The following is a 13,216-nucleotide window of genomic DNA, read 5'->3' as shown; positions in this document are numbered from 1 at the left end:
CGTTCTTATTCTTTAATTATCTTCCAACTACTGGCATTACCATTATAGACTATCTGCATGATATACATTCCCGGAGTCCGTTCGGATAAATCAATTTCATTGGATTGGGATATGTCCCCCCACTGCTGCAATAGCTTTCCGGTAAGATCATAGAGAGAGATTCGCGCGTTCTCAAACTTTTCAACTCCTGAGATATCAACTTTGAGTACTCCCTTTGTCGGGTTGGGATAAATAGTAGCTTTCGTTTCCGAAAGTTCTTCTTCGTATACCGATGGTTCTTCTTCATCACTCAAAGCACCCCTTGTCTGAACTACAATTTCCTTCTGACGTGTCAACCGGTTTCCGGCATTGTCGTAGGTATATTTGATACGCTGCGCACAAATATCCAGACCTGCCCACATAGATAAAACTACAGATAGCAGAAATATAAGCGCTACCCGTTTAGATATCCGTTTATCCTTTTTCATAATGCGTAATGTTTATTCGATACTGAATTCTCCTGATAACAAGGTTTCTCCGAAAGAAATTTCTAATAAGTATTTCCCATTCTCCACTTCGGACATATTCACAAATATATTGGTCGGAGTAAAGTACAATTCAGACTGAATAGTTTCACCTGTCGAAATACTTTTACAGAAACCGTTACTTCAGTATATACGCAATCTAAATTAATAGTCAAAGCAGTATTATCAGGATTAAAATAGGCAAAGACATTCAATGGTTCTAAAGAACGTGTTCCGGGCTGTTGCGCTCCCTTTCCCTTAAGAGATTTTTTTAAATTAATCTGTTTGATAGATACCATTTGTTCTGCATAAATATTTAGAGAGAACAAAGCGAATAAGAGCGAAAGTAAAAATGTTGTTTTCATGTAGTATAAGATTTAATTATTTGATGCCTCGAATATACACAACTTTCATCTAAAAACAAAATATTATATGGTAACAATGGTAACAGAGAAATCCAAGTATGTAACAGACAATATATAAATCACACATTATCAGACATAAATACTTTCTCAAAAAGTCCCTTATCCATTTTATTCTTAATTCTATTTTTCCGTGTTTTTATTGCGTCGGCAGTAGTATTCATTACGTCCATAACAATTTCTTTTGGACAATGAAGTATGATTAATACGCAATATAACAAATCATGGAAAAAGCCAGTTAGAAAGTAAGCAGTTGAAACATTATTAGTATCACACTATCATTTTGACACTTTGTATTTCCAATTGCCTGAGAATGCATTATTCCCGAACAACTGACCATGAAGGAGAAAAGAAACAAACGAAATTCAGCAAGCCACAGATTATTAATAATATATCGAAATACTTACACTTCTTTTAGAGTAAAACACCACCCTAAAAACACAAATATAAGAGAAATAACCAATACAAATAAGTGTATTACTAGTAAGTAGTAACCCTTTTGACCGTAAGTAGTAATGATATCACCTATAAGTAGTAACCCTTTCACCCGTAAGTAGTAACCCTTTTCTGCATAAGAAGCCTTGAAACATGCAAGAATATGCAGAAATAGCGAATTTACATTCCTTATTTATTCACAGGATATCCTATAATGCAAGATTGACAAATGGACATAATCACACAGAACAAAGAAATAGCATCAATTTGATTAAGATATCAATAAATAAAAATCAATTTATCATTTCACCCCACAAGCATTTTGCCTCCTTAAAGACAACTAAAGGAAAAGATTCGTTTGCCGGCAACAAATGAAATCATTTGCCAATAAACTATGAAATCATTTGTTAGTGAAGCAGAAGCTGACTATTCCCAGAATTTCTCCGGGTCCGTAGTACAAATACTATTTTCAAACAACCACTGTGTATTACCACTCTGCACACTATACCCTACAGGGATAAGGACAACTCTCCGATCACCCGGCAAGAGATCACCCGTTTCATCATCTATACAGCTCACCTCATGCCTACTATACCAATAACTGTTCTTAGCCATATACTGGTCGTAGTATTGTCCTTCATTCTTCTCTCCATTAATCAGATAAGGTTCACCGGCAATCAGTTTATCCCTCAATTCGCGAAGCGACAGAGGAACGCCTTCCATATCCGTCACCACTTTATCCTGATCCGAGTCTATCATCGCCCATTTCCCCAGTTCAGGCACAAACACCTCATTGACCACATGACAATCCTGATCCTCCACATCCTCGGGCAGGCAAGTGATATACCGGGCTTTAATACCGGCCGACATCAGCATATCCCGCATCAAAATGGAATGTAGCCGGCAGTTCAAATGATAACTGCTTGTATCGGCAAAAGCCCATAAATCAATAGCATTCCTTCGTTCCGGCATACGCGGCAAGTTACCGTGAGGCAAATGATCGGAAACAAAGCGTTGGATTTTAAGCGCTTTCTGATAGGTATCTTCCGTACCCTCAAAAAGTGTATCTAACCGGAAATGGGATTCAACTTCTGCCAAACGAGCATCATCCATGCAATAAACCGGACGCAAACGCAATGTATCTGCGGCATATCTACTCTTTTGAAGCAATTCGACATAAAGCTCCTTTTGCTCTTTCTGTAAATAAGAAACAACCTCTTCGCGGAAGAAAAACCTAATGAAAAGAAAAGATAATAACAGTAGCACCAACAACGAAGCTACACTGATTCCAATAATTTTAAGTGGCTTTTTCATAAGATACAAGACATTTGTGTTCAATGCGCAAATATAAGGAAATAAAACAAAGGCTGCCACTTCCGCACCGAAAATTCTGTACAAAAGGGCAGCCTTCTATATAAATAGCTTGTAAAGCTACGCTGATTACTAACTGAGGATTACAAACCGAATGCAGCCTTCACCTTATCCACATAATCCAGTTTCTCCCAAGTGAAGAGCTCTACCTCTACATCCTTGTCGCCTTCATAGCGGGATTTGAAGTGCTTGGTAACAACCTGCGGTTCACGCCCCAGATGGCCGTAAGCGGCAGTCTCCTGATAAATCGGGTTACGAAGTTTCAGGCGGTCCTCGATAGCCTTCGGACGAAGGTCGAAAAGTTCATCAATCTTCTTCGCAATCTCACCGTCGCTCATGTTTACATGGCCGCGACCATAAGTGTTGACATAAATATTGATGGGGCGTGCAACGCCGATGGCGTAAGACACCTGCACCAGCATTTCATCGGCCACACCGGCAGCCACCAGATTCTTGGCAATGTGACGGGCTGCATAAGCGGCACTACGGTCCACCTTCGAGGGGTCTTTACCGGAGAAAGCACCACCACCGTGAGCACCCTTGCCTCCGTAAGTATCCACAATAATCTTGCGCCCCGTCAGACCTGTATCCCCGTGAGGGCCACCGATAACGAACTTCCCGGTAGGATTGACGTGATAGGTGATGTGGTCGTTGAACAATGCAAGTACTTTCTCTGCATGAATAGAAGCTATCACACGCGGCATCAGGATGTTGATTACATCTCGGCGGATGGTGGCAAGCATCTCTTCGTCCGCTTTCAGTTGGGCAGCTTCGCTGTCGTCAGCCGGCTGGATGAAGTCATCGTGCTGGGTAGAAACTACAATCGTATCGATGCGGACGGGCGTGCCGTTATCATCGTATTCAATGGTTACCTGGCTCTTGGAGTCGGGACGGAGATAAGTCATCTCCTTGCCTTCGCGGCGGATGTCGGCCAGCACTTGCAAGATGCGATGTGCCAGGTCGAGCGAAAGAGGCATGTAGTTTTCTGTTTCGTTAGTAGCATAGCCGAACATCATGCCTTGGTCGCCTGCACCCTGCTCCATAGGGTCCTGACGTTCTACACCACGGTTAATGTCGGGGCTTTGCTCATGAATGGCGGACAATACGCCGCACGAGTTACTTTCGAACATGTACTCGCCCTTGGTATAGCCGATTTTCTGAATTACTTCGCGCGCAATGAGTTGCAAGTCAACGTACGCTTTGGTTTTCACTTCTCCAGCCAGTACCACCTGTCCGGTAGTTACCAGAGTTTCGCAAGCTACTTTCGAACTGGGGTCGTAAGCCAACAGTTTGTCAAGCACAGCGTCCGATATTTGATCGGCCACTTTGTCGGGGTGTCCTTCTGACACCGATTCGGATGTGAATAAATATCCCATACTTCTAAATTAAAGAATGAATAATTAAAGAATGAAAAGCGGGAATCTGGTGGTGAGTAGACATGCATATCCCGATGCTCGGAGCATCGTCAGAAAAGGATGTGTTTTAGCATTTTTTTCTGTGGTTGCAAGCTACTCAAATCTTTCCACATTTCATTTTCGGGTGCAAAGATAGGAAAGAAATCCTATATTTGGGACAGAGATTGCAGAGATTAACACAGATTTATAATTACCCCACCCGTATCCTCTATTATAGTATAGAGAATAAACTCCCCTCTACCTTCTTGCGGGATTTCTTTATTCTCATTAAAGCTTTTTCTCGTAAATGCGGTGAGTAAGGTACGTTTTGCTGAGGCCGTAACAATACTTCAAGATTATTCCCTGTAAAAGAAATTAGTCCTATTCCATATTGCTTGAACTGATCAAGATGCGGTATTACCCGGCTAATGGTTTCTTGGGGCAGAACTACGTATGAATAATCAGAAAAACTACGGTAACGAAAAGCCTGCACCATTGCACCTCTCCAGTTTGTTAACTTCAGTTCATACGATACGACAAGTATTTCATTTCCATTTTTGGCATAGCACACGTAGTCAGGAATGCCAAAAAGCCCTTGCCATTCCTTATAATATGCTCTGCCTATTTTTGTCCTTAAATACTTTTCAAAATCCTTGGACATTACATTTTCTGAACAATAACACATCACAAACTCTTCTTATATGCATTTAATACGTTATACCAAATAGCCAAATGAGAATCATCACTATCACTATCAAGCAACACATTAGCTTTTATAATTTTGAAGTTTTCAATTGCAGCCATTATATTTGCTTTAAGAAATTCTATTCGCTCCTCTTGCAAAGATGGTAAATCATGAACCTGACTTGAAAACACCTCGAAATAGTGTTTGTATATTTCCGACTTGCTAAAATGCCATTTAAACTTTTCTTTATTTTTAAAATCACCGATATTGAACATCAATGGCTTATATTTTGTATCGTCAAAATATTTATCATAGTCATCCACAAGCATCTTCATAGAGTCTATATAATTATATTCTATCCATTGCAATAGCCTTGAACTATAAAGCCGAGCATTAGGGGAGCGCATTACCTTACCTTCTAAAACCTCAAATCTGGAAATCTTAAACATACGCAGATTTTCATAAGATCCAATGGCAATAGAGTCGGGCATTGCTGCACTAAACAATAATCCTTCAGTATTATTATAACCTATATGAACTTCCATTTCATTCTTCTTTAGAATATCAATAAGAAATAAAGCATTACTCAAGTACGCGAAATCCTTTATTTGCTTGGAAGCGAAATTATTCTCAAAAATCAAATAGAAACCTGTAATTCCTGCAATACCAGTCATCCAATTCAATAATTCATCCCTAAGTGTTTGATCTTCTAACACACATTGCTTCACAATTACCGTTAATAGGAAAGAGGCATTAATATTTTTCTTTTCCTTGTAATCCAAAAATGGAATAACAAAGTTTTGCATGGTCTGTTCCAAATACTTAGTTGGAGTCGCCTCAAAGTAGCGAGTTGGTATTACTATATATTTAAAGTTTGCTTCCATCTGATAATCAATACACAACTCTGCAATTTGTTCATTGGCAGTATCTAAATCAGATGTAGAAAAACCTGCTTTAATATTACCCGGGAAAAATGGATATGTCACATTCGATGATTTTTCAGTACTAAGCAAGTACATTTGTGGATCCAAAAATGAGTTAGCTCTAATATCAGTTGGTAGAGCCAATAGCTTATTAGATTCCATATTAATTGGCGAAAATATCAGGCCATCGCCAAAACCTTCTCCGTAACAATCTATATTCCATTTATCACGGAAACCTAATTGATGATATACTTTCATAACTTACAGAGTATTAATTAAATTTCTTAATTGTTCAAAATTGCGCGGCCTTAAATATGGCTGGTATTGCAGTAACCGAGTAGCCAACTTTGTTATTTTGGAATCCTCAACCTTATTCGGAGTACAAACAGCATAACGTCCAGCCTGTATGTTATCTAAAATTGTTAATCCTGAATTTGGTACAATTGATGGAGTGAATGGGTGGACGCCCAGATACATTTCTAACAAAATGATTCCCAATGCATAAAAATCGGTACGCATATCTATGATATGCTTTTCATTCTTAAGTTGCTCAGGAGAAGCATAAAGAGGAGTATTAGGGCCACGCAAATTTAATGTGTTCGTGATAGATTCCAAATCAAGAAATCTAGCGATGCCAAAATCTATAATACATGGACTACCATCTGTCTTAATAATAATGTTCTCGGGTTTCAAATCGCGATGAACAATGTTCATATTCCACACAATTTGCAGACCATCAATCATACTGTTGAGCCATGATTTGATAGAGTTCCAATCCTGATAATTATCCATCTTAAGTCTCAAAGTATCGCCTTCTATATACTCTTCTATGATAGTCATTGTCATAGTAAATACATCAAAACTAGAACCATAATTTTTCGGAAAATATGGGGAATCCAACTGTTTTAATAAGTTTACCTCCCTAATCATTCGTTGAAGCGATGATGTAGAATTAATTTTGGCATCCTTTACTACAACCTTGAGCGAAGGATTGTTTATGGAAACAGCCAAAGAAACTGTTTTCTGCCCACCTTGAGCTATATAATTCAGAATTTTCAATTCATTCTTTTCCATATTACGAACAGTTATTGATCATATACACGACGTATACAATGTATTGCAAAATTAAGAAGAATTTATCTAAATCACATTATCACCCGTACAGAGTTTCAAAATCTTATGATTATTTGTTATTCCGGTATTCTTCAATCATTGTACCAACGCATGCAAAGCATTAACATTATATTAGCAAAAGAAGTGTACCGATATCCCATCGGCACACTTCCCAATTAGTAGTCTCAATATTGTTAACTTTAAAACTGTGCTTTATTTCAATAAGTTCCGGTAGTAGCTCTCCACATCGCTCCATTTATAGAAAGGAAACTGGTCGGTCTGTACCGGAATGTGTACTTCATGTTCATTATGCAGTATCTTAACCAGAATATCATCCGCACTTCCTTTTTCATTCCGGAAGAAGGCAATCTGCACATTAGCGGCCATAGGGACTACCTTAAAGTCACTCCACACTTTATACACCTCGTAAGGATCATCTACGGCAACATTACAATTCTCTATCTGCATCAATGCCACCAAAGGAATCACATTGCCATCATGCCCGAAGCGAAGGGTAGCGGCTATGCCTCCCTTCTGAATAGCCTCATCGGCGCTATCCAGAATATTCTGCAACAATGATTTCGCATTGGCTACAACAATCCCTTTCCCGTCTGCATGATTTGCATTGCCCACATAGAAACGATAGTTGATGCACTGCCACAAATCAAACAGCTCCTGGGGCTGGAACAGATCATAGAAGGAAACCTTCGTCTCTACATTCTGCATATCACTCGCCACCCAGTACATACCCCACATCACTTCCTTCGGATTCACTTTCTTCAGTATGAAACGCTTGTCCTTAAATAAAGAAGCAATCAACCGGTCGGGATTGGTGTGGACATCTTCAAACTTTCTGTATTCTTCAGCCCACGGACCGTCAGTGGAAGAAGTAAAGCGGTTGGATTCGTCCGTATGGTAATTCAAGTAATCCATATACTTATGACTGGCTTCATAAGAAATGCGCAGATTGGGATTCAGTTCCTTCAAACGATCACCAAAAGCCACCATACTCATCGCACAACGCAGCACAACCGTAGAACGGGCAGAAATGGAAGGATTGCCCTTAAAGGCTTCGGGAAATGCGGCATACATTCTTTCTGCAATTCCACGATGCTGACGAACACCTAACGGAGTCAGATCACCTCCATGGCCTTCCGCTTCTTCCCACACTTTCAGCAAACGCTGCCGGGCATCTTCTCCCAAGTCGGAAAGTGCACCCTCACGATGCGCTTCTTCAAAAAGGTCAACCAGCCATTTATAATCACGGTCGCCAATCAGATAACGGGAACCATGCCGTCCATAGTGACTCACGTAGAATGGTTTATATCCTTTGGGAGCCCGGGTTTGCGGTGCAAAATCAAGTGGATAAGCCCAATAGACTCCACCCGTTTTTTCAATGGTAGAAAACATCTCTTCTTTGGATGTCTGCGCCCCAAGCGGAACACAGCACATCCACATCATACCACATAACAGTAATTGTTTCAGTCTCATTCTATTCTTCATTTATTGTTTATAACCGTCATTCTGATTCAATGCCGGGTTGTTGGTTAATTCGCTTTCCGGTATCGGGAACAGTTGATACTTGTCGTCCACATCTCCGCCCAGACGGATACCGTTCTTCCAGTCCCAGTTATTGCCTTTTGTATATTTACCGAAACGGATCAGGTCGGTACGCCTGGTCAGCTCGGATGCCAGCTCTTTCTGACGCTCGCTCAGGATAAAGTTCAAAGAAAGCTCATTGAGGGCGATTTCTCCTGAAACATCCGAACGGACACCGCTCTTCGCATATTTACCGGACATATACGCTCTGGACCGAACTTCATTGACGTAGCCTAATGCTTCCGTTTCCGTACCATTTGCTCCACGCAAGATAGCCTCGGCAGCCATCAGATAAGCATCAGCGGTGCGGAACAACGGGAAATCAATAGAGGTATAAGCATCGCCCGAAGCACAGAGCTGATCATCCTTGGTCACGTTTCTCCATTTGATATAGCCATAACCACAGGTAAAGGTGCTGGTCATGTTCAGTTCCGAGTCCCAGGTTTCCTTCACCTGATTCGGAAGGGCGGTCATGAACTGGGCACGTTTATCTTTCTTTCCGTTACCCCAGGTATCATTGACATCAAACGCCACATCATCCGCATCAAAGGCGTCTACCAGTGTCATCTTGGCACGAACATTACCCCAGCCTCGCGAACCGACTCCTGTCTTATACAATTCGTCCATCGGACCATTCACGAAAGCTTTTACGTAGAAGTTTGTTCCGGCTGAACTTTGGGCACGCTGTCCGTCCTGTACCAGTCCCCAGATGATCTCCTTGCAGGTTTTGTTATCCGCCAGGAAGATTTCACGATAGTCGGAAGCCAGCGGATAGTGTCCGTCTGTAACTACCTTCTTCGCATACGTATATGCCTCCTGGTATTTATTTTCATGAATCCAGGACTCGGCATTCAGATACATACGTGCCAGCAGGAACCAGTCGGCTACACGGTCAATCCGTCCGTATTCGTTTTCTCCCGGAGCTTTCAGTTCATTCTCAACAGCCAGCAATTCACTTTCCGCATATTCAAATATCTGCTTACGGGTATACTGAACCGGAATTTCCTTCACACCTGTATGTTCGTCAACATAGGGCACGGAACCAAACAAATCACAAAGCATGGAATAGCAGTACGCACGTATAAAGCGTGCTTCGGCTCTGTAACCAATGTATTCGTCCTTCATTTCTTCCCAAAGTCCTCTATCCTGTAACTTCCCTTCGGTACATTCGCGCAGCAGCTCGTTACAGTAAGCAATACTCATATAAAGCCGCTGGTAAGTCCAGGTGACAACAGAGGCGTTGGAGGCATCCCATTGCAGGTTCAGGCACTTACGCAGACCGTTTGAGGAAGAAGGCATCAGGAAGTTATCCGTACTCATCTCCTGCAAGTAGAACAACAGACGCACATAACCGGAATATCCTTCATTGGCACCTTCCAAGTCGCCATTGCCGCCATCGCCACCCTGCTGTCCTGTCAGGATCAGAGATGAATAACACTTGGCCAGCACGCCTGTATAGCCGTCCTTGGTCTTATATACCTGGTCGCTCACTAACTGGTTATTATCCAGTGGCATGGTATCGAGGTCACCCAGGCACGAAGCCAGAAACGTGACCAAGAAAAGTAGATTGAATGAATAGGCAATTATCTTTTTCATATCGCATAGTTTTTTTTTAATCCGTTAGAAAGTTAAATTAGCACTTAATGAGAATACTCGCGGACGAGGATATATCTCCTTGTCGATGCCGCTGTAGATTTCCGGATCGATGCCCGAATATCCGGTAAAGGTAGCCACATTCTGAACACCGAAAGTCAGCCGCAAAGAGCTTGACTGATCCCACAGTTTCTTGAAAGTGTAACCCAATGAGATATTGTCAATCCGGAAGAAGTTTCCTTTCTCCAGGAAGTAGTCCGAGTACAGTTGCTGGTTCTGGAAGCCTGTAGCTCTGGTTCTGCTCAGGATATTCGAGAAGTTTCCCTGGTCGCTGTAAACAGACTGTACATACTGGTCGGCAGCTATGTAGTTATAGACACAATTGCCGAAAGCTCCGTGCCCGCTGATAGCGAAATCCCAGTTCTTATAGCTCAGTTGGGTATTGAAGCCCAGATAGGATTCCGGCAATGCGCTCTTGTTGGTGGCATACTTTGTTTCTGTTGCCGATACAGAACCGTCCGGCTGTACATATTGGCCTTCTATCGGCTTGCCATTGTCGTCATAAGCTTGTTTTGCCAGATAGAAAGTATAAGGGCGTTCGCCTACCATGAATACCTGTACCGTTTTACCGGTACCCGAAATGGCTCCGGTCTGTACAAAGTTGGCTTCCGAATCCACTACATTCAGTTTTGTGATCTTTGAATCGTTCCAGGTATAGTTCATGCCTACTGTCCATTTCCAGTCCTTGGTATGTACCGGCACTGCATTAATGGAAAATTCGAGTCCTTTATTATCCATTTCACCGATATTCGTGGTAATCACAGAAGAATAGTTGGTTCCCGAAATCACAGGAATCGTATTCAGCAAGTCCTTGGTGTGGCGTTGGTAATAGTCCACAGAACCATAGATACGGTTATTGAGGAAGCCGTAATCCAATCCGATGTTATAAGTCTCGGTAGTCTCCCATTTAATGTCGGAGTCATAACCATTCGGACGATACGTATTATACCATTTATCTCCGAACTGATAGCAAGCTTCAGGATAGGATACTGTGAAAGTTGTCATATAAGGATAGTCGTTCAGAATATCCTGCTGTCCGGTCTGTCCGTAGCTCAGACGCAACTTCAGGTCAGACAGAATATCCGAATCTCTCAGGAAAGCTTCCTGGCTGATTTTCCACCCCAATGCCACGGAAGGGAACAATCCCCAACGATTGCCTTTTGCAAAACGGGATGAAGCATCCGAACGCAGCGTAGCTGTAATCATATAGCGGTTATCATACGAATAGTTAAGACGACCGTAAAACGAAAGCAGATAATATTCCGATTCATAATGATTGGGAGAGAAGAGCTCCTTGCCCTCCGGAGAGAAGGTAGTAGCATCAAACTTCTTCCAGAAATGCTGCCAGCCGTATCCGCCCATGGCACTGAAGTTATGCTTCTCATTGAAAACATGAGAATAGTTAGCGTATAAGTCCAGCAGATAATTCCGTTTGTTCTGCTTGGAGTCATAGACAAGACCTGTACCGTCCTTCATGTTAGAGGTGTACATCATTCCCGCCAGTTCGGGCACTTCCTTCGAGTATTTACTGGTCAGGACATCGTATCCCAGGTTCATGTTCAGCTGCAAGTCTTCCAAATGATGTACCTTATAGTTGAAAGATGCATTACCGATAGAGCGTGTCACTTTATTGCGGATATCCTGCAAGTCAAGCTGCGCCACCGGATTATCCGTCTGGATAGCCATCGGAGAATTACCGTTCATCCAGATAAAATATCCCAACCCCGGATCAGTAGCCGCAGTGGTACTTCCAGTCTTAACCGGACGTGTAGGATCATAGCGAAGCGCGTTGTTTACGACGCTTTCATCGACTTTCTTATTATTCTCATAAGACACTTTCAGGTTCAGATCAACCGTGAGATGATTATCAAAAAACTTGGGCGAAATACCTCCGTTGAATGTAAATCTCTCGTAGTTATTGGTACGTATGACACCGTTCTGATTGGTATATCCAACCGAAAGGCGATAAGGAGCATTTTGCTTCACTTTACCCGATACAGAAAAGTTGTGTTCCTGTCCGAATGCCGTCCGATAGATTTCATCCTGCCAGTCGGTCGATGCTGTGCCTAAGGTCACAGAAGCCGGTACTCCGGATACAGTAGGAACAAACTGGCGGAATTCATCGGCAGAAAGAATATCCAGCGTTTCAGTAACTGTACTTACCGACAGGTTCGTTGAATAATTAAAGCGCAAATTGGTATCAGCCCCTTTCTTCGTAGTGATTACAATCACACCGTTCGAAGCCCGCGAACCGTAGATAGCCGTAGCCGATGCATCTTTCAATACCGTAAAGGTTTCTATATCATCGGGGTTAATACCACCAATCACATTGCCACCACCTTCGATAGTAGAGTTATCAACCGGTACACCGTCAATCACAATCAACGGATCGTTGGAGGCGGAAAGCGAAGCACCGCTTCGGATGCGAATCGTGGCGCCTGTGCCCGGAGCACCAGAACTGGATACTACGTTTACTCCCGGTACTTTACCCACCAGGGCATCCTGAGCGGTTGTGCGCAGTCCTTTATTAAAATCATCCGGCTTAATGGCTGTTACCGAGCCTGTTGCATCCGACTTCTTTACGCTGCCGTAGCCGATGACAACCACATCTTCAAGCATCTCGCTATCTTCCGTCATCACGATCTTCATGTTGGCAGAAGCAGGCATCTCCACGTTTTTATACCCTATATAGGTAATCAGTAATGTAGCCCTAGGATTTGTGATCGAGAGAGTGAAGTTACCGTCCACATCACTGATCGTTCCGTTCGACGTTCCTTTCTCCAAAATATTAGCTCCAATAATAGGCAGATTATCCTTATCGAGGATATTGCCCTTTACAACCGTTTTCTGTGCGGCAACGCTCACACTGAAAACCAAAGCAAACAGTACCCAAACATACCGCCATCTACTTCCAAAAGTTTTCGGATTCTTCTTGTTTTTCATAATAGTTTTAAATTAGTTTATTATACGTGTAACAAAGGCATCGCGTGACTTATACGATACGAAGCAAAAGTAATTTCAATGGTCTAGCAGAACAACTACACGAAGCGGAAAAGTAAGTAAATAAAGAAGAGAACAGAAAGTAACATCCTATTTATCAACAGATTGACAAATAAGA

The 13,216-nt window shown here is 42.1% G+C and carries 10 protein-coding genes and 1 pseudogene; all 11 read right to left on the bottom strand.

The window, feature by feature from the left end; translation table 11 throughout:
• Positions 1 to 5 precede the first annotated feature (5 nt).
• The 11 genes and pseudogenes from BN161_RS02830 to BN161_RS02780 all read right to left on the bottom strand — a co-directional run bounded on the left by BN161_RS02830 (position 6) and on the right by BN161_RS02780 (position 13,041).
• Entirely contained in the window at positions 6 to 467 is a 462-nt protein-coding gene (locus tag BN161_RS02830; protein WP_044262898.1) for a T9SS type A sorting domain-containing protein, read from the bottom strand.
• A gap of 98 nt (positions 468 to 565) precedes the next feature.
• Positions 566 to 868 (bottom strand): hypothetical protein, encoded by a 303-nt coding sequence (locus tag BN161_RS29325; protein WP_044262896.1) that lies wholly within the window; start codon positions 866 to 868, stop codon positions 566 to 568.
• A 119-nt stretch (positions 869 to 987) separates the two neighbouring features.
• Positions 988 to 1,167: pseudogene (locus BN161_RS30320) on the bottom strand (tetratricopeptide repeat protein); the annotation flags it as partial.
• Between the two features lie 619 nt (positions 1,168 to 1,786).
• Positions 1,787 to 2,674, bottom strand: coding sequence for a transglutaminase-like domain-containing protein (locus tag BN161_RS02815; protein ID WP_044263006.1), 888 nt, complete (start codon positions 2,672 to 2,674; stop codon positions 1,787 to 1,789).
• 140 nt (positions 2,675 to 2,814) lie between these two features.
• Entirely contained in the window at positions 2,815 to 4,107 is a 1,293-nt protein-coding gene (gene metK, locus BN161_RS02810) for a methionine adenosyltransferase (RefSeq protein ID WP_044262891.1), read from the bottom strand.
• Positions 4,108 to 4,357: 250 nt separating this feature from the next.
• Positions 4,358 to 4,786, bottom strand: coding sequence for a hypothetical protein (locus BN161_RS02805; protein WP_125910734.1), 429 nt, complete (start codon positions 4,784 to 4,786; stop codon positions 4,358 to 4,360).
• 23 nt (positions 4,787 to 4,809) lie between these two features.
• On the bottom strand, positions 4,810 to 5,991 hold the full coding sequence (locus BN161_RS02800; protein WP_044262887.1) for a hypothetical protein: 1,182 nt from the start codon (positions 5,989 to 5,991) through the stop codon (positions 4,810 to 4,812).
• A gap of 3 nt (positions 5,992 to 5,994) precedes the next feature.
• The gene (locus tag BN161_RS27950; protein WP_052356157.1) at positions 5,995 to 6,807 is read right to left on the bottom strand and encodes a serine/threonine-protein kinase; all 813 of its coding nucleotides are present in this window, start codon (positions 6,805 to 6,807) and stop codon (positions 5,995 to 5,997) included.
• Between the two features lie 252 nt (positions 6,808 to 7,059).
• Positions 7,060 to 8,337: a histidine-type phosphatase gene (locus BN161_RS02790; protein ID WP_044263002.1), complete on the bottom strand. Its 1,278-nt coding sequence runs from the start codon at positions 8,335 to 8,337 to the stop codon at positions 7,060 to 7,062.
• 12 nt (positions 8,338 to 8,349) lie between these two features.
• Positions 8,350 to 10,041, bottom strand: a complete 1,692-nt coding sequence (locus tag BN161_RS02785) for a RagB/SusD family nutrient uptake outer membrane protein (RefSeq protein WP_044262885.1) — start codon at positions 10,039 to 10,041, stop codon at positions 8,350 to 8,352.
• A gap of 24 nt (positions 10,042 to 10,065) precedes the next feature.
• Entirely contained in the window at positions 10,066 to 13,041 is a 2,976-nt protein-coding gene (locus BN161_RS02780) for a SusC/RagA family TonB-linked outer membrane protein (protein ID WP_044262882.1), read from the bottom strand.
• Positions 13,042 to 13,216 lie beyond the last annotated feature (175 nt).

It is taken from the genome of Bacteroides timonensis, assembly GCF_000513195.1.
In the GTDB taxonomy this organism is placed as follows: Bacteria; Bacteroidota; Bacteroidia; order Bacteroidales; family Bacteroidaceae; genus Bacteroides; species Bacteroides timonensis.
The sequence above is the reverse complement of the archived record's forward strand: the minus strand, read 5'-3'. Positions and strand labels throughout refer to the sequence as shown.